Origin of the sequence: Spirulina major PCC 6313, assembly GCF_001890765.1 — a bacterium.
Lineage (GTDB): Bacteria > Cyanobacteriota > Cyanobacteriia > Cyanobacteriales > Spirulinaceae > Spirulina > Spirulina major.
The window spans coordinates 356,786-380,888 of sequence record NZ_KV878783.1; the positions used below are offsets into that span (position 1 = coordinate 356,786).

The 24,103-nt window shown below is 53.4% G+C and carries 17 protein-coding genes and 3 pseudogenes; 15 read left to right on the forward strand and 5 right to left on the reverse strand.

Annotated elements, in window-relative coordinates; translation table 11 throughout:
• Positions 1-21 precede the first annotated feature (21 nt).
• Complete coding sequence (locus SPI6313_RS01775) at positions 22-3,255, reverse strand: protein kinase domain-containing protein (protein ID WP_072619450.1); 3,234 nt, start codon at positions 3,253-3,255, stop codon at positions 22-24.
• Positions 3,256-3,808: 553 nt separating this feature from the next.
• Between SPI6313_RS01775 and SPI6313_RS01780 the strand changes: the two genes are divergently transcribed.
• The 4 genes from SPI6313_RS01780 (at position 3,809) to hpsO (ending at position 8,827) form a co-directional block, all read left to right on the forward strand.
• On the forward strand, positions 3,809-4,675 hold the full coding sequence (locus SPI6313_RS01780) for an alpha/beta hydrolase (protein WP_072619451.1): 867 nt from the start codon (positions 3,809-3,811) through the stop codon (positions 4,673-4,675).
• Positions 4,676-4,861: 186 nt separating this feature from the next.
• Complete coding sequence (locus SPI6313_RS01785; protein WP_217650466.1) at positions 4,862-5,953, forward strand: RNA-guided endonuclease InsQ/TnpB family protein; 1,092 nt, start codon at positions 4,862-4,864, stop codon at positions 5,951-5,953.
• A gap of 646 nt (positions 5,954-6,599) precedes the next feature.
• Entirely contained in the window at positions 6,600-7,583 is a 984-nt protein-coding gene (gene hpsN, locus SPI6313_RS01790) for a hormogonium polysaccharide biosynthesis glycosyltransferase HpsN (protein WP_072619452.1), read from the forward strand.
• A 71-nt stretch (positions 7,584-7,654) separates the two neighbouring features.
• Complete coding sequence (gene hpsO / locus SPI6313_RS01795) at positions 7,655-8,827, forward strand: hormogonium polysaccharide biosynthesis glycosyltransferase HpsO (protein WP_072619453.1); 1,173 nt, start codon at positions 7,655-7,657, stop codon at positions 8,825-8,827.
• On the opposite strand, the gene SPI6313_RS01800 is transcribed toward hpsO, so the two are convergent.
• Positions 8,803-9,321: a GNAT family N-acetyltransferase gene (locus SPI6313_RS01800; RefSeq protein WP_072619454.1), complete on the reverse strand. Its 519-nt coding sequence runs from the start codon at positions 9,319-9,321 to the stop codon at positions 8,803-8,805. The genes hpsO and SPI6313_RS01800 overlap by 25 nt on opposite strands.
• A gap of 139 nt (positions 9,322-9,460) precedes the next feature.
• Here SPI6313_RS01800 and SPI6313_RS01805 point away from each other — a divergent pair, with 139 nt between their 5' ends.
• The 4 genes from SPI6313_RS01805 to SPI6313_RS01820 all read left to right on the forward strand — a co-directional run bounded on the left by SPI6313_RS01805 (position 9,461) and on the right by SPI6313_RS01820 (position 14,345).
• The gene (locus tag SPI6313_RS01805; protein ID WP_072619455.1) at positions 9,461-10,765 is read left to right on the forward strand and encodes a Tudor-knot domain-containing protein; all 1,305 of its coding nucleotides are present in this window, start codon (positions 9,461-9,463) and stop codon (positions 10,763-10,765) included.
• A gap of 305 nt (positions 10,766-11,070) precedes the next feature.
• On the forward strand, positions 11,071-11,316 hold the full coding sequence (locus tag SPI6313_RS01810; protein ID WP_072619456.1) for an RNA recognition motif domain-containing protein: 246 nt from the start codon (positions 11,071-11,073) through the stop codon (positions 11,314-11,316).
• A 216-nt stretch (positions 11,317-11,532) separates the two neighbouring features.
• A complete protein-coding gene (locus SPI6313_RS01815) occupies positions 11,533-13,554 on the forward strand; it encodes an acylase (RefSeq protein WP_072619457.1) in 2,022 nt (673 codons plus the stop codon).
• A complete protein-coding gene (locus SPI6313_RS01820) occupies positions 13,554-14,345 on the forward strand; it encodes a YdcF family protein (protein WP_072619458.1) in 792 nt (263 codons plus the stop codon). Before SPI6313_RS01815 ends, SPI6313_RS01820 begins: the two co-directional genes overlap by 1 nt.
• A gap of 20 nt (positions 14,346-14,365) precedes the next feature.
• Here the strand turns inward: SPI6313_RS01820 and SPI6313_RS01825 are convergent, their stop codons facing one another.
• On the reverse strand, positions 14,366-16,036 hold the full coding sequence (locus tag SPI6313_RS01825) for a transglutaminase domain-containing protein (protein ID WP_072619459.1): 1,671 nt from the start codon (positions 16,034-16,036) through the stop codon (positions 14,366-14,368).
• 313 nt (positions 16,037-16,349) lie between these two features.
• On the opposite strand from SPI6313_RS01825, the gene SPI6313_RS01830 reads away from it, so the two are divergent.
• Complete coding sequence (locus SPI6313_RS01830) at positions 16,350-17,189, forward strand: DUF928 domain-containing protein (protein WP_072619460.1); 840 nt, start codon at positions 16,350-16,352, stop codon at positions 17,187-17,189.
• 220 nt (positions 17,190-17,409) lie between these two features.
• Here the strand turns inward: SPI6313_RS01830 and SPI6313_RS22145 are convergent.
• Positions 17,410-18,485: pseudogene (locus tag SPI6313_RS22145) on the reverse strand (IS630 family transposase).
• Positions 18,486-18,704: 219 nt separating this feature from the next.
• Here SPI6313_RS22145 and SPI6313_RS01850 point away from each other — a divergent pair.
• The 6 genes and pseudogenes from SPI6313_RS01850 to SPI6313_RS23255 all read left to right on the forward strand — a co-directional run.
• Positions 18,705-19,649, forward strand: a pseudogene (locus tag SPI6313_RS01850) (RNA-guided endonuclease InsQ/TnpB family protein); the annotation flags it as partial.
• Positions 19,650-19,664: 15 nt separating this feature from the next.
• Positions 19,665-19,811 (forward strand): hypothetical protein, encoded by a 147-nt coding sequence (locus tag SPI6313_RS23250; protein ID WP_175551039.1) that lies wholly within the window; start codon positions 19,665-19,667, stop codon positions 19,809-19,811.
• A 49-nt stretch (positions 19,812-19,860) separates the two neighbouring features.
• Positions 19,861-21,150: a phosphopyruvate hydratase gene (eno, locus tag SPI6313_RS01855; RefSeq protein ID WP_072619464.1), complete on the forward strand. Its 1,290-nt coding sequence runs from the start codon at positions 19,861-19,863 to the stop codon at positions 21,148-21,150.
• Between the two features lie 118 nt (positions 21,151-21,268).
• Positions 21,269-21,850 (forward strand): dCTP deaminase, encoded by a 582-nt coding sequence (gene dcd / locus SPI6313_RS01860; protein WP_072619465.1) that lies wholly within the window; start codon positions 21,269-21,271, stop codon positions 21,848-21,850.
• Positions 21,851-21,918: 68 nt separating this feature from the next.
• Entirely contained in the window at positions 21,919-22,641 is a 723-nt protein-coding gene (gene thyX / locus SPI6313_RS01865) for an FAD-dependent thymidylate synthase (RefSeq protein WP_072619466.1), read from the forward strand.
• A gap of 73 nt (positions 22,642-22,714) precedes the next feature.
• Entirely contained in the window at positions 22,715-22,855 is a 141-nt protein-coding gene (locus tag SPI6313_RS23255; RefSeq protein WP_175551040.1) for a hypothetical protein, read from the forward strand.
• Here the strand turns inward: SPI6313_RS23255 and SPI6313_RS22645 are convergent.
• A pseudogene (locus SPI6313_RS22645) lies at positions 22,834-23,966 on the reverse strand (IS630 family transposase). The gene SPI6313_RS23255 and the pseudogene SPI6313_RS22645 overlap by 22 nt on opposite strands.
• Positions 23,967-24,103: the final 137 nt, after the last annotated feature.

Sequence of the window (24,103 nt, forward strand, 5' to 3'; positions counted from 1 at the left end):
TGTGATCTCCGCCCGCCCCGACTAATCTCGCGCCAACGCTGGAAACTGTTCGCGATCGCGCAGACTGTCAAAATCAGGATTCGTTTTGGCTCGTTCCGCGTAGCTGGTTTGCAGCGCGATCGCCCGCGTTAGGTTTTCAAGGGCGCGATCGGGTTGATTGCTGCGGGCGTAGGCCGTGGCCCGGTTGTACCAGGCTGAGGCATAATTGGGTCGGATGCGGATCGCTTGGTCATAGGCGGCGATCGCCTTGGCATAGTCTTCCTGTTGCTGGAAGGTTGTGCCGAGATTGTTATGGGCGGGATGGTATTCCGGTCGGAGGTTAATCACCTGCTCAAACGTGGCGATCGCTTGGGCGCTCTTGCCCAAAGCCTGCTGAGCTAAGCCCAGATTATTGATCGCCGGGTAATAATCCTCTTTGGTATCGATCGCATCTTGATAGGCAGCGATCGCCTCTTCATAGCGCTGCAATTGAAACAGCGCATTTCCCTTGCTGTACCAGGCGAGGGTATTGTCATCGCGCAGCGCCAAAACTTGATGATAGGCCGCGATCGCCTCCTCATACCGCTCCAAATTGTAGAGCGCACTGCCCCGCCCATACCAAGGCTCCGGGCGATCCGGCTCTAAGGGAATCGCCTCATCATAGGCGGCGAGAGCGTCTTCGTATTGTTGTAACTCAAAAAACTGGTTACCTCGCTCCAGCCAGGTTTGAGCGGTGGCGTTTTCTAACTCACTCCGCGTGGCCAGATAATCCCGATACAGAGCAACGGGAATCGCCCATTCGCGATCCGCCTCCACCGTTGCCTCTGCAATCTTGCCCTGATGAATCCCCAATAATTTACCCTGCCGATTCACCACCGGACTACCCGACAGAATCTCTAACGGCGACTCATACCCCAACAGATAAACCCCCGGCAAGGATGAATAGCGCACGTTGGCGATCGCCACGGTTTCGAGGGGAGCGGTCATAAAATTATCTAGGGTTTCTGGGGTGGTGGCTTGCAGATACACCCAATCGTCCGAGCGCAGATCATCAGGCTCACCCAAGGCCAACTGCGGATAGGAGCATTGGGGATTGTTTTGTTTGAGTTTCAAAAGCACCATGGCACTTTTCGGCAAGGCTTCCACGATATCCACGGGCCGGGGGGGGGATTGGCGCAGGGAGATGGTGACATTTTCGCCGCCGGCGATCGCCGCCTCCGTCGTCAAAATCGTGCAGGCATAGGGTTCCCCCTCCACCACGACCCCCACCCATTGCTGAGCATTGTCCGGTGCTTGAATCACCACCGTACTCGCTTGCACCGTGGCACTCACTTGATCCAAAGAGGCTTGGAAGAGTCCGAGCGATCGCGCCCCGACCACTGCCATCCCTGCTACCCCCAGCACGCCCGCGCCACCCGCGATCAGTTGCACCGTGCGGCGGGACAGGGCGAAACGACGACGCTTGACAGTGGCGGCAGTAGGGGGGCGATCGTGCAGGGTCGCCGAGTTGAGGTCTAAATGCTTAAACGCCGCCAGGGCCGGAATCGCCGACTCAAAACGCTGCCGGAAGTCATAACAAACCATCCGATCCAAAAACGCCTTGAAACCCGGCGTGAGCTTCACCAAATGATGCCATTGCAATTCGCCGCTTGTCGGATCATCGGGAATATGTTCCGGATCGAGGCCGGTCAGGGCTTGGAGCGCGATCATCCCCACGGCGTAGATATCACTGCTCAACTTCGGCCGGCCTTGGGTTTGCTCACTCGGTGCGTATCCTGTTGTGCCAATGGCCACCGTCACTTTGGTTTTGCCATCAAGGGAGGTTTGCTTACTGATCTGCTTCACGGCCCCAAAGTCAATCAAGACGAGCCTGCGATCGCTCACCCGCCGTCGGATATTCGCCGGCTTCAAATCCCGGTGAATAATCCCTTGGGCATGGATCACACTCAGCACCTCTAGCATTTCATACACAAGCTGCCGCACCGCTGCTTCCGGGAGTTTCTTCCCCGGCGGTAATTCCGTTTCCAGATCATGGCCGTCAATAAATTCTTCGACTAAATAAAACTCTTGATCTTCTTCAAAATGAGCCAAAAGCTGCGGAATCTGAGCATGTTGCCCCAAACGACTCAGCACATCCGCTTCCCGTTTAAACAGGTGTTTCGCAATTTTGTAGGTTTTATCGGTGTGTTCTTTGAGCTTGAGCTTTTTGACAATGCAAGTGGGTTGGCCGGGAAATTGCTCATCAATGGCAATATAGGTTTCTCCAAATCCCCCCCGGCTGAGGGGACGCACCACCCGATAGCGATGGGCTAAATACAGCGCGGTGGGGCTGGATTCTGGCGGTTGAGCCGTGAACAGCGGCGGACTCTGAGCCGCTTCGCCATCCCACTCCGTCACAATCCGGGAATGCTCAATCTCACTGTCTAGGGTTGCATTGGTGATGATGGCCAAGTTCTGATCGGGAGGGCCGTCAAGGTCAGGGTCACACTCGCTGTGTCGTTGGCCTAAGCCGGCAACGGCTGAGGGGGCGGTGTCTGAGGTGGCCATGTCGAGCCAGTCATGGAGTTCTGTGGCGGAGGAAAAATACTGGGTAATGATGAGGTTGATCAGATGGGCGAGGCGATCGCTAACGACGGTCGTTTTGCGCCAATCTTGGGTGAGATTCACCGGCTCAATCCCCGTCAGGCCATGGAGAATCGTCACCCCCAAACAGTAAAGATCGCCCCCCACCGTCGGCGGCACGATCGCATCGGGTGGTAAATAGCCAGCCGCCGCGATCGCCGCCTGGCCCGCCGGAATCCGCTCATGGGCATAGGTTGCCCCAAAATGGGTCAGCCACCAACGCCCCGCCTCGGCACTGTAGAAAAAACTGTGGGGCTGAAGATTGCCGTGGATCATGCCGCGATCGTGGATCGTGGTGAGCGTCGGTAAAATATCCTGGAGCAGTTGTACCATATCCTGCTCGGACATCTGTCGCCCTGCTTGCAAATGTTGATTTAGGCCATACCCATCGCCGCCCCCATAGACCCAGCAGAGATCGCCCCCATCTACGCACACAGCGTCAAGGGGTTGCAATGCCGTGTCGCGCTGGAGTTCCAGTAACGTGGTTTGGGTTGTTTGAACCTGGGGCGACAGAGACAGGGCGATCGCCTCTGTTCCGTTGACGCGATGCAGCCACAGCGACCCCTTTTCCCCTTGGTGAAGATCCTCGACCCGAAACGTCTGGCTGAGGGCATCCTGAGCCAGGCATTCAACAATTTGATATCGTCCTTGCACACAGTCTCTGCTCATCCTGCCAACCCCTATTCCCCCTCAACCCTGTGCCCAGACCTTAACAACACGACTGAATTGAATCCCCTGGCTTTGCAATGACAACGACAATCTCCCCGGTTGTGTGACCGTTGCGATCGCGGTCATGTTCCCATCTTTGGGGGACACTTTACACATTGTCACATCTGGGTCAGGCGATGCTACTTGTTATTGTAGGAAATTTTGGGGGTTAACTCTGCTAAATGCCTGGGCGCGATCGCCGTCCCGTTACGATTGCCATCCCCGATGAGCCTGAGGCCTAACCCATCAACACAATCCACGACACTAGCGAGGTCTCGCCCACGAGCAACGCGGTCACGAAAAGCCCACAACTACCAAAATTCTGCCCTGGCCAAGGCTCTAAAACTTTCCTCATCCCTTAGGGTAAGAAGATGGGGGGGGAAACCCCTCGTTCACCACCCCTGATCGGGGACTGTGCTGCAATTGCGATCGCCACAGTCTCGACCGCTCTTAATACCGTCATCCGGCACAATACAATCACACGATCCACACACCATCCATGCTCATGACTGTTGCCCTCGGACTTAGCACCATGCTTGGCGTTTATCTACTCATTTGTCTGGCGTTGCGACAATGGCAAACCCGCCTCACCTTCCTCCCCTCGCGCCGAATTAAATACACCCCGGATCACTACGAAATGCCCTACGAAGAGGTGTGGATTCCGGTGGATGCCGACAGCCAAGCGCAATTAAACGGCTGGTGGATTCCGGTAGAGGGAGCCACCCAAGCGGTCTTGTTGCTCCATGGCAATGGGTTTAACATTGGCGCGAATTTACCGCAAGCCCAGGTGTTTTATCGGTTGGGCTACCCTGTGTTGCTGATCGATTATCAGGGCTATGGCAAGAGTATCGGTCGCTTTCCCACGGAAACCCAGATCTATGGGGATGCACAGGTGGGACTGAACTATTTGCGATCGCAGCGGGGCTTTAGTCCAGAGCAAATTATTGTGTTTGGGCATTCCTTAGGCGGCGCGATCGCCATTCATCTCGCCAGCCAAAACCCCCACCTCGCCGCCTTAATCATTCAAGGCTCATTCACCAACATTCGGGACATGGCCGAGCATGACGGCTTTGCCGCAGTGCTGCCCATTAACTGGATTTTGCGCCAATCCTTTGATTCGATGGCGCTGCTGCCTACCCTGAGGATGCCGATTTTCTTTGTCCATGGGGAGTGCGATCGCCGCGTCCCCGCCTGGATGAGCCAAGCCCTCTACGCCAGGGCCACCACCGATCACAAAGACCTGTACCTCCTGCCCGAAGGCGATCACAACCATGTCCCGGAAATTGGCGGCCAGGCCTATCAAGCTGCGATCGCGCAATTCCTCGCCACCATGTCCCACACCGCCCAAGCCACGGCCCCATCCTAAAATAATCAAATTCGCCCCGATGATTCGGCTTCGTCCCTGGTTTAGCTTAATCGGCGGGAAGCCCCGCACTCTACGCGAAGCGTGAGTGTCGGGATGAAAACCGAGGCGATGGAGTGGAACGGAGTCGCCATACTCCTTCGCTATTTTCTAGGGAACCAATCGTCTTCCCAAAGCTAAACTAGGAACATGCTTGTATTGACCTACTCATACCGGATTTATCCAGACCTTGAACAGGAACTCCAGATGCTTAATTGGCTGGAAACTTGTCGCAAGGTCTACAACTATGCGGTCGGGGAGCGCAAAGACTGGATCAACAGTCGGAAGTGCCCGGTCAATGCTTGCAGTCTCCAGAAGGAGTACATCATCCCAGCCGACACCCCCTATCCCGATTACTATCGCCAAAAGAAGGCGCTAACTGAAGCCAAGAAAACCAACCCTGAACTCAAAGCGGTTCATTCTCAGGTGCTTCAGGATGTAATTGGGAGAGTCGATGCTGCTTTCGTCGCTTTCCACCAACAGCGAATCGGGTTCCCTCGGTTCAAGAAATTTGGCCGGATGCGGTCGTTTCTATTTCCGCAGATGAAGGGCGAAGCGATTGATGGTAACACCATTAAGCTACCCAAGCTCGGCCCAGTGCTCATCAATCTGCATCGCCCCATCCCTGAAGACTTCGACCTGAAGGCTGTTCGGGTCGTGCGGAAACATTCTGGATGGTACGTCATGCTGACGCTAAAAGCTGACGTTGATGTGCCCGACATCCCACCAGAAGGCCATGCCCTGGGACTGGATGTTGGTCTGGAGTATTTTCTATCCACCTCTGATGGTGAGCAGGTTTCTCGTCCTCGTTTCTTCAATAGGCTGCACCGCAAGCTTAAATCGCTGCAACGTAGGCTAAAAGGGAAGCAGAAGGGGTCGAAAAACTGGCTCAAGTTAATCAAGCGGATCGGTCGAGTTCACGAAAACATTGCGAATTACCGTCTGGACTGGCAGTTCAAGCTAGCCCATCATCTCTGCAACCAAGCCGGGATGATTTTTGTGGAAGACTTGGACTTCAGGACACTCGCCAAAGGCTTTCTCGGCAAACACATGGTTGATGCTGGACTGGGTCAGTTCGTCAACATTGTGTTGCCGTGGGTGTGCTGGAAGCGTGGGGTTTGCTACGGAAAGGTCAACCCTAGGGGCACCAGTCAGGAATGCCCTGACTGTGGGACTGAAGTCCTTGACACTCCCCGGCCTAAAGGCACGGGGATTCTTGGCTCACCGAGTCCACTTACCTAGGATTCCTTGCGAAGTCCTACATAGAGGTGGTTCTCTCCCCAAGCGTTACTTTCGGTGTGCCCCACCGTAGTTGGATTGCTCCAAAGTTTGTTTGGATTGGCAGCAATATTTGCCAAAAACTGATTCGTCTAGTCCCTGTGAATCTTTTATCTACTTGCAGGGAGGTCTAGAACAATGAAGTAGAACCCCATAGATTCAATTGCCAAGGTTCAGTAGCTACGAGTTAGGTAGCATCGGGTTTTTAAAGCGGTTGATTACCCTATCCGCTATGCTAATCATAAACCATAAAAAGCCGTCCTGGAAGGACGGGGCTTTAGACCCATGAATTTTGGTAAAGAATTAAAAGACCGCATTCACCATTGCGGTGAATGCGGTTCAATTAAGCCCAGAGATGTTGCCAGCGGTCAAGTTATTCGCAATCGTGGCCTCTCAGCCGTGGGTCTCACGACTGATGAAATCGCCTGTGGACGGGTTCTGTCGGGGGCTTTGCCTAGACAAGACCGAACGAAGCAGGTAGTCGCTGGAGCAATCTAGTGAAGCCCGCGCTGTACCGTTGGCGAAGCCTGCGCGAAGCGCATAGGTCAGCGTCGGGAGAACGTCACCATGGAATAACCCTTGATCCCCTCTGCACCGTGGAGCAATCACCGTGGCACTTCCTTCTATTTCTGTAATCATCCCCACCTACGGGCGCGAAGACCCCCTTAAAGACTCCATCGAGGATGTTCTTCAGCAAGACTATCCGGGAGATGTGGAAATCATCGTCGTTGACCAAACCGCCCACCACACCCCCGCCGTAGAGCAATACCTCACCCAGCAAGCCGCCGCCGAAACAATTCAATGGTGGCGCGTCCAATGGGCGAGCTTACCCGGAGCGCGAAACTATGGGGTACGGCGGGCCACGGGGGAAATTGTCCTGTTTATTGATGACGATGTGCAGTTACCACCGGGCTACCTCGTCGCCCATGGGAAAAACTACGATCGCGCCGACATTGGAGCCGTCGCCGGTCGCGTCTTCGACCGGATGAAACTCGCCGATGCCAAACCCGGCTTAGAAATTGAAGACCTCCCCCCCCAAGCCAGTGATCCGGGGATTGCCTGGTATCATCTCGATCTCGTCCACACGGTGAAACCCCAGCCGATTATCTCAGCACGGGGGTGTAATATGTCCTACCGCCGCGAGGTGTTTACCACCTACGGGGTTTGGTTTGATGAGCGGTTTCGGGGTTCGGCGGTGCGGGAAGAGTCGGATTTTTGCCTGCGGTTACGACGCACGGGCTATCAGATTTGGTATGACCCCGCCGCGCATTTGGTGCATCTGGGCGAAGAAACCGGGGGCTGTCATGATATCAGCACGCGATCGCTCAGTTATCAAGTCACCTTCTACCACAATCATTTCCTGATGGCTCAAAAAAACCTCACATTGGGCCAACAACTACGCCTCTACGCGAAACTTTTTGATTGCCATGTGCTCGGCCATCCCCCTTGTTACAAAAGTGGTTCCCCGATCAAAGTCCTATCGCGGGGCGTGTTCTACACCATCGGATTTTTTGATGCGATCAAATCCCGCCTTATGACCCTGTGGAATGATGGCCAAACTCAGACCCAAACCGATGAAATCCTCCAACCCTAACCCCGGTGTGAGGTAGCGATCGCTCACCCCCACCCCACCCACTTGAAATCCATGATCAGCCCTTAACCCTGATGCGAATTCTGATTGCTAGCCACTCCTATATTGTGGATCTCAACTGCGAAAAACTGCGTCAATTAGCCCGCCTTCGACCCGACATTGAAGTGACCGTGATTGTGCCCCAACGTTGGCGACCCGGTGGCGTTCAAAATCGCATCATTGAAGCCCCCCCATGGCAGGATCATCGCTTTCGTCGGATTCCCCTACCGAGCTTGAGTGAAAATAACCAAGGTCTCCTCACCTTTGGCGGGTCAATCATTCAACTGTTGCGTCAATTCAAACCCCACATTATCCACGTCGAACAGGGCGCAAAATCCCTCGGCTATGCCCAACTGATTCTACTCAATAAACTCCTCGGTTTACGGGCCAAAAATTGTTTTTTCACCTGGTGGAATTTGCCCTATCACAATAAATTTCCGATCAATCTTTTAGAGGCATTTAATTTACGGAATACCCAGGGATTGATTTCAGGAAATCAGGATGGGGTGGATATTTTACGCGAGCATGGCTATCGCAATGCGGCGACGGTGATTCCACAATTGGGCGTGGATGAGCAGTTATTTAAACCGGAACCCCAGCCCAAACTCCGGGCCGAGTTGCAGATTCCGGCAGATCATTGTGTGATTGGGTTTGTGGGGCGGTTTGTGCCGGAAAAGGGGATGATGACGTTGTTGGCGGCGTTGGCATTGCTGGGCGATCGCCCCTGGACTTTGCTTCTCCTCGGACGGGGAGAGTTGCAAGGGGAGATTGAAGCCCAGGCAGCAGCGGCGGGATTGCGTGATCGCCTCCGGATCGTAGCATCCGTTCCCCATGCCGATGTGCCCCGCTACATCAACGTGATGGATGTGTTGGTGTTGCCGTCGGAAACCAGTGGGCAGTTTAAAACCCTGACTGCGGTGGGGTGGAAGGAGCAGTTTGGCCATGTGTTGATTGAGGCGATGGCCTGTGGTGTGCCGGTGGTGGGGTCAGATTCGGGGGAGATTCCCCATGTGATTGGGGCGGCGGGGTTGGTGTTCCCGGAAGGGGATGCGGCGGCGCTGCGCGATCGCCTTGCGACCTTGATCGATTCCCCGGCTGAACGGGAACAATGGGCCGAACTCGGCTATCAGCGAGCGATGGAGCGGTACACAAATCTCGCCCTGGCGCGGCAACAGTTGCAGTTTTACGAGTCGCTGCTCTCGCCCTGAGCCACAAGCGGTTTCACCAATAGAAAATCATCCATCACAAAACCGCCCCCGATATCCGTGACGATCGCATCTTCCACCTTGAACCCCAATTTTTGATAGATCGCGAGGGTTAACGTGTTGTGTTTATTGACGGTTAAGGTGATGCGATCGCAACCCTGTTCCGGGGCGATCCGTTCAATTTCTGCCATGATCTGCCGTCCGTAGCCCTGACCCCGCTGCCCCGCCAGGACATAAAACTTACTCAAAAATAATGATTCGCCTTGGGGCTGGACGGCAAAATAGCCGATCTCGCCTGCGGCTCCCGTCACGAGGCGATAGTGATACCCCTCTTGGATCTGGGCAGCGATCGCCCTTGGGGATTGGAACCGATCCAGCATATAGTCCACCTGCGCCGTGCCGATGATGGCGGTGTAGTGGTGTCGCCAAATGCGATCGGCAAGGGCTGCGATCGCGGCACAGTCCGCCTCAGTGTAAACAGGGTGAAAGGTCAGCATTCTAGAGTCTAAGCCTCTTATATAAAGTTTATTGGCCAAAATATAACGATTCACAACGCGATCGCTGCAAAACGCCGATATTCCACAGATTGTTAGAGAAATACTGAAACATCATCCACACGTACCGCAGGGGAATCCCATGGCTGACAGCATTATTCAATGGGTTGAGACCTTACCCGCCGATAACATTACGGTTAAAGTGCTCAAGGCGATCGACTTTATCACGCCCGGCCAATGGGAAAATGTGACGGATTTTGATGCCATGATCGCCACTGTCACGGGGGAAAGCAATCCGCGCACCATCGCCCGCATCCGCGATCGCGCCCAACGCCTTGCCCTCGACCCCCAACAGCCCTATCAACGCACCCTCACCCTCTACAAAACCATCGATAAAGCAGACGGGGCCCTCGCTGCCGCTGCCTTAGCGAATAAGGTGGGAGAAAAAATCAGCTTTCTCGGCTTCCTCAACACCATTACCCCCAAACCCGACACCGTCCAAAGCATCGATCTCCTCCTCAAAGTTGCCGTCGAACTGATCGCCTACTGCCAACTGAACGGCCTACAGCCCAACCCGGTGCAATTTGCCCAATCCTTAGGCGAAAACTATCAAGATGCCGCCCTGATGCGGATGAAAGCACTGGTTTGTATTGATGCTCTCCTACCCTTGGGCACTGATTTTCTCACCAAAATCCATCAGGTAATCCAAGGAACCGACACCAGCGGCATCACCCAAAACCCGGTATTTTTAGCCGTGAATCAATACCTCCCTGGCAATAATCCTCAGGATAAGGTGGGATTTCTCAGCCAGAGTTTTACGGCGGTGGAAGGGTGGATGTCGGGGTTTGTGGCAAAAACAGGAATTACGCCCGAAAGCATTGCCCAAAGTTTAGGGAATTTTATCCAGATGGCCGATGGCAAACTCGATGTGATTGCGGCGTTGTTGGATCAAACCACTAACTATTACGAACATACGGGAATTCAAACCGTGGCGCGGGCGGTGATTCTCGCGGCCCATGGGCAGATCAAAGCCGAACCGGAGGAAGCGATCGCCGCAATGCAGTCCCCCGAATCAGCAGCATCTGAGGGCGATTATCAAGTCGGTCACAGCGTGGAGGTGTGGGATGAGGACGAGGAAGAATGGTTTGAGGCAAAAATCATTAAAGAACGTCTCAAGAAAAATGTGACGCAATATAAAGTTCACTACGTGGGCTATGACGAAGATGAGGATGAATGGGTGGATGGGGATGAGTTGCGATCGCCCGTGGCTGGCCCCCTCGACGATCACGGATATGGCATTGGTCAAACGGTGAAAGTGTGGGACGACGACGAAGAAGAATGGTACACCGCTGTGATTCGCCAAGGCCGTGAGGAAGAGTATTTTGTCCATTATGTGGGTTACGGTTCTTCGGAGGATGAATGGGTTGATCTCGATGAAATCGCCTAGGGCGATCGCGATGCCAATGGGGGTAAGGTCTTGGCCCATCGTTGACGAGATCATTGCCCTTGTTTTTGGAGTACCGTATACCCCTAAAAATTCCTGATGAACTCAGCCATTTTATCGATCAATTGCAGAATTCTGAGCAGGGGCGATCGCCCCGAAAAAGCGGTGCTACAATGGGCAGGTGAGTATAAGAGAATCGGTAAATTCAGCTTGCTTTCAACTTGACAGGTTTTCCCCCGGCTTTTGATAAGCGTCGCTCCGCAATCTTGGCTCTCTACATTTCACTTGATCTAGGAGATAGTTTCTCAATGTCCATTTATGTTGGTAATCTTGCCTACCAAGCAACAAAGGAAGGGATTACCGAAGTCTTTAGTGACTATGGCACGGTAACGCGAGTACATCTTCCCACTGATCGCGAAACCGGCCGGATACGCGGGTTTGCCTTCGTTGAAATGCAGAACGAATCAGAAGAAGCCAAAGCAATTGCTGAGCTTGATGGTGCAGAGTGGATGGGTCGTCAGTTAAAAGTCAATCCGGCCCGACCCCGTACCTAGACTGATGTACCGATGCTCCCCAGGGGAGTAGGGTTAATGATTAACGGTGATCCTCACTAGCGATCGCAAAAAATGCACAGGATACACCTCTTTTTTGGGCGGTGCTGCCTGTGCATTTTCATCATGTTGAGACGTTAAATGATGCTGTTTCGTTTGCGAATACACTGGCTCGGACTTTTGTTCCTAGGCGGCTTGATCCTTAGTTTTGGGCTACGAATGAATGCTCCTGTTTTCAGCACCTCTTCCCCAGAAATTCTGTGGGATACGTGGGGTGTCCCGCATATCTACAGTCAAACCCGGACAGAATTGGGCCATGGCTTTGGGTATGCCCAAATGCAGAGCCACGGTAATTTAATCCTGAGACTATACGGCCAAGCGCGGGGCCGGGGGGCGGAATATTGGGGCGAAGACTATCTCGCGGGCGATCGCCTCACCCATACCATGGGTATCCCGGCTCGTGCCCAAGCCTGGGAAGCAGATCAAACCCCGAAAATGCGCGATTACCTCACGGCGTTTGTGGCCGGCATGAATACCTACGCTACGGAACACCCCGACGCGATTTCGCCCCAATATCGCCCGGTGCTGCCGGTGACGGTGACCGATGTGCTGGCCCACCTCAACCGGGCGATTCACTTTCATTTTGTGGTGGGGCCCTCGGTGGCGGGGTCGAATGGCTGGGCGATCGCACCCTCGCGCTCGGAATCGGGCCATAGTTTGCTTTTGTCCAATACCCATCTGCCTTGGGGTGGGCTGTTTTTGTGGTACGAAGCGGATCTACACCTGCCGGATCTGAACCTGTACGGGGCGGCGTTGGTGGGGATGCCGATGTTGGCGGTGGGGTTTAATGATCATCTGGGGTGGACGGCCACAGTCAACACCTATAAAGGCTGGACAGACTATGATCTTTCCCTCGCAACAGGGGGCTACCGTTGGGATGATGCGATTCAGCCCTTTGATGCCGAGGACATCATCCTGAAGGTGAAACAGGCCGATGGGACACTCCGGGATGAACCGTTGACTGTGGAGCGATCGCGCCATGGCCCGATCATTCAGAAAACCGAGAACAGGGCTACGGCGCTACGGGTGGCAGGCTTGGAAAAGGCGCGGATGCTCGATCAACTGTGGGCGATGGGGACAGCAGGCGATCGCGCCGAATTTGAAGCCGCCCTCGCCCAACAGCAACTGCCCATGTTTAATTTTTTGACGGCAGACCGCAACGGCGAGATTTTCTATATTTTTAACGGGTTAGTTCCCGTGCGCGACGGGGGCAATTGGCGCGACCATCAACAGCCACAACCCGGCAACACCGCCGCCACCCTCTGGACGGACTACCACCCCTACGCTGACCTGCCGAAGGTGGCCAACCCGGCTAATGGTTGGCTCCAAAACACGAACGATCCCCCCTGGACGACGACGATCCCCGCCACCTTAGACCCGGAGGATTTCCCCGCCTACATTGCCCCGCCGGATCTGACGGGGGCGTTTAATCTGTTGCGGACACAGCGATCGCTCCACCTGATCCAATCCCAAGACCGCTGGAGTTTGGCCGAACTCGCCCAGGCTAAATTTTCGACTCGGATTGAATTGGGCGATCGCCTCGTCGATGCCCTGATTGCCGCCCTCCCCACCGACCCCGATCCCCTCCTCCAAACCGCCGCCACCGTCCTCCAAGGCTGGGATCATCATGCCAACGCCGACAGTCGCGGCATGGCCCTCTTTGCCCAATGGTGGGCGGCCATGCCCCCGGATGCCTTCGCCGTCCCTTGGGATGCAGCACAACCGTTAACCACCCCGGCAGGCTTGGCAGACCCAGCCACCGCCCTGGCGACACTCCGGGATGTTGCCCAAGCCATGCAATCCCATTGGGGGCGGCTGGATGTACCCTGGGGAGAGTTTATGCAGCTTCGAGTGGGGGATCGGGTGCAGCCGGGCCGTGGGGCAGCGGGAGCCGTGGGGAGTTTTGCGGTGATTGATAGCATTCCGGGGTCGCAGCCGGGTGAGCCGTGGCGGGCGGTGGGGGGTGATAGTTTCATTGCGGCGGTGGAATTCAGTGACCCGGTGCGGGCATTGGTGTTGAACCCCTACGGCAACGCAACCCAGCCAAATTCTCCCCATCGTGGCGATCAGTTGGCCCACTATCATCACGGGAAATTGCGGGAAGCTTGGCGCGATCGCCCCACCATCGAAGCCCACCTCGCCCGCCGCACTGTCCTCGATTCACCCTCTCCAATGCCCTGATGTTTCTCTTTCTCTCGAAATTACTGCCGGTTTTCGTTTATCCCTTGGGGTTGGCCTGTGTGCTGATGGTGGTGTCGTTGGGGCTGGCCTGGTGGCGATCACGCTGGACGGCGCTGCCAATTGTCCTGGCCCTCGGCATCCTCGTCATCGCCACCAATCCGGGAGTCAACACCGCCCTGCTTAAATCCTTGGAATGGCACTATGTGCCGGAAGGACGATTACCCAAAGCTGAAGCGATCGTCATCTTGGGGGGCGCGTTGAAGTTCCAAGAAGCCCCCCGCCGTACTTTGGAAGTGACGGAGCGGGGCGATCGCATCCTCTACGCCGCCACCCTCTACCACGACGATCGCGCCCCCCTGATCATCGCCAGCGGCGGGCGTATCGGTTGGCATGGCGACGAACCTCCCGAATCCGAAGATATGGCGATCCTTCTGCGTCGCTTGGATGTCCCTCAAGGCGCGATTATCGAAGAACCCCGCTCCCTCAACACCTACCAAAATGCCCTCTACACCAAAGCCATCCTCGACAAAAAAGGGCTGAATCGGATTCTCCTCGTCACCTCTGCGTTCCACATGCCGCGCTCGGTGGCTATCTTTGAAAAGCTCGGCATTGACGTGATCCCCGCCCCCACAGATTTTTACATCACCGATGGCAGCGTCACCGGAACTCAACGCACCCTCGTCGGCAACATCCTCGATCTCGTTCCGGAAACGGGCCGCCTCGCCTCCACCACCGAAGCGATTAAGGAATACATCGGGATTTTGATCTATCGTCTGCGGGGTTGGGCGTAGGATTGAGGCCTTGGAGACGATTACGGGGGCGGGGGTTGGAGTTCTTCGAGGATGGTGAACCGAACATGGTTAATCGCCAAATCGCCGATGGAAAGCTGCTCTTTCGTTGTCGCAATGTCGTTGATATAGAGTTTCTCGAAGGGAACGCCTTTCCCCATTTCGGCGTGATACCAGGCTAAACCCATGAAAAAGCGCGTGGGATAGGGGCCGCCTTCCACCACATCATCGGGGTTTGATTCCATCGGTAGCCAGCCGTAGCCCGGTAGATAGAACTCCATCCACACATGGTTAAAGTCCGGTTCGAGGAGTTGGCCCCGTTCGAGGGCTTTGGCGGGGCATTTATAGCGGCCCACGGTGCGGCAGGCGATGCCGTTGAGGCGGGCGAGGGCCAGCAACACCCCTAGATATTCACCACAGGAGCCAACCCCCCGCGCTAGGGCCACGTCGGGGGTATCAATATGGGGTTTGATGCCGTAGGAGAGGCGATCGTAAACATAGTTACGGATGTTGTACATTTTCCGCAGCAGGTTCGTTTCGTTGCCGATCGCTTCCTTGGCGGCCCGTTGAATAATCTCCTTATCCATGGCCAGATTGTCGTTGTCCACCAAATACCGGGTTTGGAATGCTTCGGAGAGTTCGGGCACGTTTTCACCATCTTGGGGGCCAAACTGGTATTTGATGCCCCAGACTTCGAGGGTGGCTTTCCAACCGAAGATATAGCGTTCGCTGGATTTGAGGGTGTCAAATTTAAACACCGCGAGGCGTTGGCCGTCGAGTTCCCGTTCTTCAAAGGGCAGGCCGACGGCTTCGATCGAGCGAATTTTTTGGCGGGGGGTTTCGGCGGGGAGGGCCATGCGCCACTCTAAATCCTGCACTTCTACGGGGTCGAGGGGGGATAGTTCCTCCACGTAGGACATTTCCACGAGATAACCGTTGGAGAGGGCGAGGTTTTGATCGGGATAGTAGGCGAAGTAGAGGGGATGGATGAAGGTGCGATCGCGGTATTGTAGTTCGTGGTTGGGGTTGGCGTTGGGGTTGTCGCGCAGATAGGGTTCCTCTTGGGCGTAAGCCACGTAGAGGACATCCTCGTTAAACGCCAGGCCGGACGGGGCATCAAAGGGGGTCAGGACATTGAATTTCATTTCCCCCGTGGCCCGGTCTAAGCAATAGACACTTTGTTCGATATTGTCCGTGAGCCAGAGTTCCTCGCCATGGACGGTGATGTTTTCAAGACCAATGCCGGGGGCGTAAAAGCGAGTAATTTCGCGGCGCGTTTCCCGACTAAAAATGAGAATGTGGCCTGTACGTTGACAGGTGACGTAGATTGTCGATTCCCACACAGCAATGCCGTTGAGGGGATAATACAGACTCAAGAAGCGATGGGGATGGAAGCGATCGGCATCGTCTAAGGAACAAAAATAGATATCTTCTCCTCTGGTAAACCAAAGGGTGTCATGGGCGATCGCCAATCCCGTTGCACCTACAAAATCTTGCCAACTGTGGGGATTGATAATCCGAGTGTTGTGGGTGTGGGCTTGAATCTCCAAGAGATACCCTGTCGTGGAATCCAGGGCGTATAACACATCTTTGTGAAAGGCAATGCCATGGATGGACGCTGCTGCAAGAGGATGAATCGTCTGAGAAGACGGAGCAGACGCTGCCAAAGTAGAAAGGGACGAATCGGGAATCATGCTCAGTGGGCGTGAAGAAACAGCAGTAGATTCACTGTCAGAAAGTGACGTTGACGGTAAACCCCCAAGTTAGCAGATACTCCCACGCTCTCACTGCTTAAAGTGAACTTTCTCTCGTTGGACGTTTATTCTCCAGTTCAGTTACAACAAGACTAGAGAACGATCAGGGTGCTATGAGCGTAGGATTCACGAGTCCACTTTATTTTTTCTGTCTGATTCCGATACTTTATAGGGACAAACATAGGTCATGCCGTATTTAAACCGTACATCGCGCCGAATTTCACGGGCTATTCTCGGAGGTAGTGTTGCCCTGATGACCCTAATCGCTCCGGTGGTTGTTGCCTCCGAGGGCGCGATCGCTCAAAACTTACCCAGCCTAGAACAATGGCAAGAAGCCGGGTTCACCCCCGCCGTCGATACTTCTCCCCAACGCAGTGATGTGGGCGGCACACGCGGTGGCCCCACAGAAACTGCTACCCCTGCCACAGAGGCCACCGATTTGATGGCCCTTGTGCCCAACTACAATCGGTTCGGCGTGACGGTACTTGATAATCCGCACCTCTTGGTCTATCTACCGAAGGCCAGCACCAATCGGATTGTGCGCCTTGAAATCGAAGCCGTCACCGTTGCAGACTCCGAAAATGGTGGCACCACCCAACATCAATTTGTTCATGCCCAAGAATGGGAAGTGGGGCAAAACGGCGGCATTATGGATTTGAGTTTGCCCTCCTCCATTCCCCATGCAGAGCATCCCCAAGCTCAGCGATCGCTCCTCCAACCCAACACAGACTATCGTTGGGTCGTCTTGGTTTACGACAACACCGACGCGATTACCGGTAAAGTAGAAGGCTACATTCGCCAAATTGAAGTAGACCAAGTCCCATGGCGCAATGCAGACCCTAACACCCCAGTTATTGCCGACTACCTCAGCAGCCTATCCCCCCACGACCAAGGCACATTCCTGTTTCAGAATTTTGTGTGGTATGACGCAGTGAAGGCCCTAGCCAACGCCTACCAAGATGATCCAGTCGCCACCGAAGCCGATTGGAAGCAAGTCTTGAAATTGACCGGCTTAACGGATGCCCAAATCAACACCGTACTCACACAAATGTCCCAAAATCGCGACTTCATCCAAGGAGATGCTCTCCTGTGATTTAAAAGTCCCCCGTTCTGAAGCCGGGGGATTTTTAGCTAATCGGTGGGAAGCCCCGCGCTGTACCGACAAGGTCAGTGTCGGATGGCTGTGGAATCATTGCTTGGCTGTGATGACGGAAACGTACAAAACGACTGGCCAGGGTGTTTCTGCGTTCACGATGAAGAAACAAATTCCTCTGCTCAAAGCGGAGTAAGTAGCTCAGGCAAGAAAGAGTGAACTATGTAACAGAATATTGAGGTTGTCGCAGATTGACATATTCAGTGGAGTGAGCGTTTTGTTGTGCCCGAGCATCAAGTCCAAAAATGACCTCACAAGCCAACTCCTTCTCTGACTCAAACATCTGACCAACCAACTCATCTCGCTTGAGATGCTGCCACTCCAACTCAATAGGATTCATCTCTGAACAGTAGGGGGGCAGGAAGAAAAGATAAAGCCCCTGAGCTTGCCAAGTAGCAATCTGGGCTTGAACAAGCTTGCTGGTATGAATGGAGCCGTTGTCCAGCACAATGACCCTTATCCGTCCGGTTTTCGAGAGGATGTCAGCGGCACTCTGGGCTTGCTGGTTCATCAAGGCGATGAAGTCATCGCTCTTAAAGCTGCCTAAAACCAGAGAGTAGATGAAGGTGACCAATGGCTGCCACAAACCGATGATGCTGAGCCTCTTGCCTCGCTTGCGAGTCTGCTCCTGTCGTTTTTGCTCACCTCGGAAGTAATCGCTGTAACTGGCGGCACTCCATAAACAACTGCCGGATTCGTCGCCGTAGAGCAAGTCAATCTCCCCTGCTGCCGCAGAGAGTTCGAGCATCTCTAAGTCTGCTTGCTTAATCGCCCGCGTTGCTGGGTCTTGGCGCTCTCGGTGACTCTGACGTGTCCGCTTCCATATCACCCCCTTTTTTTGAGCACCTGACGCAGATGGTCTGGGCTCAAGGTAATGCCTCTGTATCGTTTGAGTTTCTTGGCTAACTGTACGCTGTTATAGGTTCGCTTTTCTTCACGCAAACAGGTTTCTAGGTACACCATGTCGGCTTCTGTCCAGGTGCTCTTTTTTCCTCTTCCTGGTGCATCCCAGAGTCCGCCTAAGCCCTTTTCCTGCCAACGTTTGAACGTTTTCCTCACTGTCCCTACATTCCAGTGCAAGTGTTGGGCTATCTTTTCGACGTACCATCCTTGATGGCTGAGTCTCAGAGCTTCTGCACGGTCTTTGACTCTCTGTATTACTGTGGTTGCTTTCCTTAGCTCCCACAGGGTTCTTTCTTCCTCTGGGCTTAGAAATACTCTCATCCTTGCTCCCATAAGTACACCTGTTCTTTATACTCACTCTTTACATCTCTCAATCTACCTCTCTTTTTCTACCCTGGCCTACTTATGAATGGCTGAAAGCATGCTATTCGCAATGTTTGCAGCAGTCGGTAAGCTAATCGGCATCTAAATTGCACCCTAGTTTTTCTAAGCCCCTTTGTACAAGGGTTTCAGCGTAACTGGCACAATGTAGTTTGAATGCCGATCAGCTTACTGAATCTGTCTCAGGCATTCCAACACTTCTTTGTCGGCAGAGCACAGTATCCCAATTTCAAATCTAAGCATCGTCGGCAGTCAATTCAGTTTCCTCAAAACGTATTATTGGTGTCTGATGCCGCCATTAAATTCCCCGGTTCGCTCGGTGTTGTTGTGGCCAAGATTCACCGACCGATTGAGGGGACGTTGAAGACTGTCACGGTGTCCAGGTATCCAGATGGGAAATACTTTGCATCGCTGCTGGTCGAAGATGGTACAGCCAAGCCGGAGTTGTCTAGCACGGGTAAGGTGATTGGACTTGACTTGGGATTAACAGACTTCGCGATCGCGTCTGATGGTTCCAAGTTTCCTCATCCACGTCCTCTCAACAAGTATGAACGCAACCTAAAACGGAAGCAACGTAAACTTGCCAGACGCAAGAAAGGCAGCCAGAACCGGCACAAAGCACGCTTAAAGGTTGCCAAGGTTCACTCTAAAATCGCCAGAGTCAGGGAAGACTTTCATCACAAACTATCCCGCAAGATAGTGAACGAAAACCAAGCCATTGTGGTAGAAGATCTAGCCGTTAAGAATAGGGTCAAGAATCACAATCTAGCCCAAGCAATCAGCGATGTTGGTTGGGGTCAGTTCTGCACCATGCTCAAATACAAGCAGAGTTTGAAGGTAAGGTGTACCTGGAGATTGGGCGATTCTTCCCCTCTTCCCACCTCTGCTCAAACAGGCTGCTACCGCTAGAAAAGATGGATCTTTCGGTGCGCTCGTTTGTCTGCCCTTACTGTCAGGAACGGCATGATCGAGACATCAATGCGGCAATTAAGATTCAGACAGGAAGGCTTGCGGATTTTGGCCTCAGGAAGTGGGGCTTCTGCTCTAGGACGCGATGTCAGACCACAGGGAGGGAGGCGCAAGTCTACCCTCTCCGAGGCTGTCGCGGTTGATTAGAGAAGCCCGCGCTGTATGCAGAGCATCAGCGTCGGGTACTTCACCCCAGCCCCCTCGAATCAATGCAGCCAGATTGGGATGAATGCGATCGCCCCCGCTGGCTTCAGTTTAAAACTTTTGGTGAAAAAGACAGTTTCTCCCACCGTCTCACCCTATGCTTAACAAGATTACGGGGTTTAGCCCCGTTGCTTCGTCATCATGAGGAACAACAATGCTCGATAAACTTGAAGCGGTTATTGAAGAGATCAACGCCAGAGAAATCCTCGATTCTCGCGGTCGCCCCACCATCGAAGCCGAAGTCCTGCTCGACAGCGGAGCCTTCGGCCTCGCCCAAGTTCCGAGCGGTGCGTCCACCGGCAGCTTTGAAGCCCACGAACTCCGGGATGGAGAGAGCCGTTACGGTGGCAAAGGTGTCCTTAAAGCCGTACGCAACGTCAACGAAAAAATCGCCGACGAATTACGCGGCATGGATGCCCTAGACCAAGTGGCGATCGACCACTGCATGATCAGCCGTGACGGCTCCCCCACCAAATCCAACCTCGGAGCGAACGCCATTCTTGCCGTCTCCCTCGCCACCGCCAAAGCTGGCGCAGATCACCTCGGCATTCCCCTCTACCGCTACCTGGGTGGCCCCCTCGCCAACATCCTCCCCATCCCCTTCATGAACGTGATTAACGGCGGATCGCACGCCAATAACAACGTTGATTTTCAAGAATTCATGATCGTTCCCGTCGGAGCGCCCACCTTCGCCGAAGCCCTGCGCTGGGGCGCGGAAGTCTTCGCCTGCTTGAGCGATGTGCTGAAAAAAGATGGGTTACTCTCTGGGGTGGGGGATGAAGGGGGCTACGCGCCGAACCTCGCCTCCAACAAAGCCGCTTTGGATTTACTCGTGGCAGCGATCGAACAAGCCGGATACAAACCCGGCACTGAAATCGCCCTGGCCATGGATGTCGCCGCCAGTGAATTCTACAAAGATGGTCAATACATCTACGACGGCACACCCCACAGCCCCGCCGAATTCATTGACTACCTAGCTGAGTTAGTGGCGCAATATCCGATCATTTCCATTGAAGATGGCCTCCACGAAGACGATTGGGCTAGTTGGAAAACCTTGACGGAAAAACTCGGCGACAAAGTGCAACTCGTCGGCGATGACCTCTTCGTCACCAACCCCACCCGTTTACAAAAAGGGATCGACGAAAATGCCGCCAACTCGATTTTGATCAAACTCAATCAAATCGGCTCCCTGACGGAAACCCTCGAAGCGATCGAACTGGCCCACCGTAACCAATACGCCTGCATGATTTCCCACCGTTCTGGGGAAACCGAAGACACAACGATCGCCGATCTCGCTGTCGCCACCCGTGCGGGCCAGATTAAGACAGGCTCCCTCTGTCGCAGCGAGCGGGTTGCGAAGTATAATCGCCTCTTGCGCATCGAGGAAGAATTGGGCGATCGCGCTCAATACGCTGGTGCGATCGGTATGGCCCCTGGTGCATAGCCCCAAAAACAACACCCATCGTGATCTGCACCATGATCATTAAAACAAGGGGCTTAGTCCCCTTGTTTTCCCATCTTCATCTTTGTATTGATCAACTCGCCTGATTGCCCACAACACCATGATTCAAAATGACATCTGGATTAAACAAAAAGCTGCCGAAGGATTAATTCAACCCTTTGAAGCCACTTTAATCCGCAAAGTCGATCAACTCCCTGTCATTTCCTACGGACTCAGTAGCTACGGCTATGATATCCGCCTCAGTCCCAACGAATTCCGCGTTTTTCGTCATATTCCCGGCACAGTTGTTGATCCGAAATATTTCAACCCCCACAACCTTGAACCGGTGGAATTACATCATGATAAAAACGGCAATTTTTTCATCCTCCCTGCCCATTCCTACGGCTTGGGCGTTGCCCTAGAAAAGATCAACGTTCCGGATTATATTTCCGTATTATGTATTGGAAAATCAACCTACGCACGTTGCGGAATCATTGCAAATCTTACCCCCGCTGAAGCCGGTTGGCGCGGACATTTAACCCTCGAATTCTCTAATTCTTCTAGTGCAGATTGCCGAATCTATGCAAATGAAGGAGTAGTACAGCTACTCTTTTTAGAGGGTGAAGAATGTGAAACGAGCTACAACAAACGTCAGGGAAAGTATCAAGATCAGCCCGAACAAGTGATTGTTTCACGGGTTTAGAGCGTAACTCCTATTCTTTCATCATTGTTTGAAATCCACAATAATTTCTAGATTGTACGCTTGGCATCATGGATAAATTTCGAATTGAATTACTCGCTGCAACACCTAACCCTCAGCAACTCATTTGGGCAGCGATGCACCAAGATTACAGCGAAGACTGTGTCTACGATCAGCAGGATAAATTCCCCAGCGAAGAAAAAGCAGGCGCATTAATTATCAAATATTTATTAGCAGGAAATAAGGGACATTTTGGCCCCCTTGAACATCCTCAAATCACCGTCAATGCTTGTGCATTTCCTCATTCTATGATGCAGCAGGTGCGGACTCATCGCGTCGGCATCAGTTTTGACTGTCAGTCAAATCGGTATACGGGGCAGCGCATTCTAGATGTGGTCACCGGAAAACGAACGGTTGAAGATGTGTTTTATCTGCGTCCGGTGGGGAATTATACGAACCGACAAGGGAAGAAGTATTTCTATTCCGAAGAACAGCGCAATACAGATTTAGAGTGGTGTTTTGCAGCGTGTCAGCGATATGCAGACCAGTTAGCAGCGGGGATGTCGGAAGAACATGCGCGGGGGACAATTCCGTTTGATGTGCGGCAACATTTTGTGTTGAGTTGTAATGTGCGATCGCTGATGCATCTCCTCGATTTACGGTGGAAAAAAGATGCCCAACTCGAAGCGCAACAATTTGCCGAATTGCTCTTTAAGCAGTTTGAACAATGGTGTCCCGCGATCGCGCAATGGTATCTAGAAAACCGTGCCCAAAAAGCAAGACTCTCTCCTTAAACTATGTGATCGAATGGTAAGGATTCAGGTGGGGGGGGGTTGACAAATCAGAAAAAACAGCTAAGTTAGCACAATGAAGCCCATCGAGATTCCCCCAGCCGTCGAACGAGAGCAACTGAGACAAGCATCATCAGAGGTGCTGGTGGAACTGGTGTTGCGGCAACAAGAGATTATTCAGCAACTAGTGTCCAGTCAACAATCAATTGACGGATAGAGATGTTGTAATTTCAGCCTGGCATCAGCCGTTGTAAATCGCCAATCAATCCATGTTTCCTGATGATTGCGCTCGTCTTGCCAGGCATCCACTTCACGCTTGAGTGTCTCCTGATCAGGAATCCGGCGACTTAAGCACTGACGACTCAAAACACTCAGTTCAATCTCGGCCATATTCAGCCAACTGCCATGTTTGGGGGTATGGCAGAATTCCAATCGACTCAAGATGCGTTGTGCTTCTGCCGGTTCAAAGGCTTTGTAGAGTGAGGCCGGGGAATGAGTATTGAGATTATCCTGAATGACAATGATTTTTTGGGGTTGGGGCGTAATCGATATCCACTAACGTTTTGAGCAAGTGGGCATAATCTACTGCGGTGCGACGCTCTGTGACCGTCACGCGCCGCCACCCAATCATCGGTTCACAGACCATAAACAGGTTGGCTGTCCCGTTGCGCTCATATTCATAATCCACCCGTTCGGGCTGCCCCGGTTGAGCCGGAATGGGTAGGCGGGTTTCTTTGACTAACTGTTTGCCCGCTTCATCAATGCAAATCACAGGCATGTTTGGGGTGTAATCCGTCTGATAGACCGTCAAGACTGCCTCCATATACCAGACAAACTCTGCGCTTTGGCTCGGTGGAATTACCCAACAGCTTTGTCGCCAGGGTTGGAGTTCGTTTTTTTTAGTCAGTTGCCGCACGCTTTCATGGCTGATGTCATCGACATAGTCCAACTCCACCATCTGCTGTGCTAACAAACGTAACGTCCATCGCCCCTGACCTGCGGGCGGTTCACTACAGCACAACGCCACTAAGTGTGCCTCCGTTGTGCCATCCAACTTTCGGGGGCGACGGGGATGGGGGCGAGGGCTTAAGGCTGCCTCTAGCCCCTCTTCGACAAATCGTTTCCGCACTCGCTCAATAGTTCTCAGGCTAATATCAAGGGCTTCTTTTATATCCTGATCTCGCCAACCGGGGGATTGCTGGCAAATCGGCTTTGAGGAGAATTCGGGCATGATTGATCAGAGCCGCAGCTCGTTTCCCCGTGGTGACAATTTCCTGGAGGTCTTGTCGTTCTTCGTCACTTAAGCGCACAACGTATTTTTTGACCATGTCAGCCTTGGTTTGAACACTGACTTCATCTTACTCTTCTCACTCGGCACTATCTCTTTGACTAAGCACTAGTCTGGGAAATAGAGCGGCTCAAGAACAACGCCAACAGCGATAGCGAGAGTTCATCGAAACCCCCA

Bases quoted from the DNA above. Each gene is read 5' to 3' on its own strand.
- SPI6313_RS01780 (WP_072619451.1), top strand. From the start codon at position 3,809: ATGCTCATGACTGTTGCCCTCGGACTTAGCACCATGCTTGGCGTTTAT.
- SPI6313_RS01785 (WP_217650466.1), top strand. From the start codon at position 4,862: ATGCTTGTATTGACCTACTCATACCGGATTTATCCAGACCTTGAACAG.
- hpsO (WP_072619453.1), top strand. From the start codon at position 7,655: ATGCGAATTCTGATTGCTAGCCACTCCTATATTGTGGATCTCAACTGC.
- SPI6313_RS01800 (WP_072619454.1), bottom strand. From the start codon at position 9,321: ATGCTGACCTTTCACCCTGTTTACACTGAGGCGGACTGTGCCGCGATC.
- SPI6313_RS01805 (WP_072619455.1), top strand. From the start codon at position 9,461: ATGGCTGACAGCATTATTCAATGGGTTGAGACCTTACCCGCCGATAAC.
- SPI6313_RS01810 (WP_072619456.1), top strand. From the start codon at position 11,071: ATGTCCATTTATGTTGGTAATCTTGCCTACCAAGCAACAAAGGAAGGG.
- SPI6313_RS01815 (WP_072619457.1), top strand. From the start codon at position 11,533: ATGAATGCTCCTGTTTTCAGCACCTCTTCCCCAGAAATTCTGTGGGAT.
- SPI6313_RS01820 (WP_072619458.1), top strand. From the start codon at position 13,554: ATGTTTCTCTTTCTCTCGAAATTACTGCCGGTTTTCGTTTATCCCTTG.
- SPI6313_RS01825 (WP_072619459.1), bottom strand. From the start codon at position 16,036: ATGATTCCCGATTCGTCCCTTTCTACTTTGGCAGCGTCTGCTCCGTCT.
- SPI6313_RS01830 (WP_072619460.1), top strand. From the start codon at position 16,350: ATGACCCTAATCGCTCCGGTGGTTGTTGCCTCCGAGGGCGCGATCGCT.
- SPI6313_RS23250 (WP_175551039.1), top strand. From the start codon at position 19,665: ATGCAGAGCATCAGCGTCGGGTACTTCACCCCAGCCCCCTCGAATCAA.
- eno (WP_072619464.1), top strand. From the start codon at position 19,861: ATGCTCGATAAACTTGAAGCGGTTATTGAAGAGATCAACGCCAGAGAA.
- dcd (WP_072619465.1), top strand. From the start codon at position 21,269: ATGATTCAAAATGACATCTGGATTAAACAAAAAGCTGCCGAAGGATTA.
- thyX (WP_072619466.1), top strand. From the start codon at position 21,919: ATGGATAAATTTCGAATTGAATTACTCGCTGCAACACCTAACCCTCAG.
- SPI6313_RS23255 (WP_175551040.1), top strand. From the start codon at position 22,715: ATGAAGCCCATCGAGATTCCCCCAGCCGTCGAACGAGAGCAACTGAGA.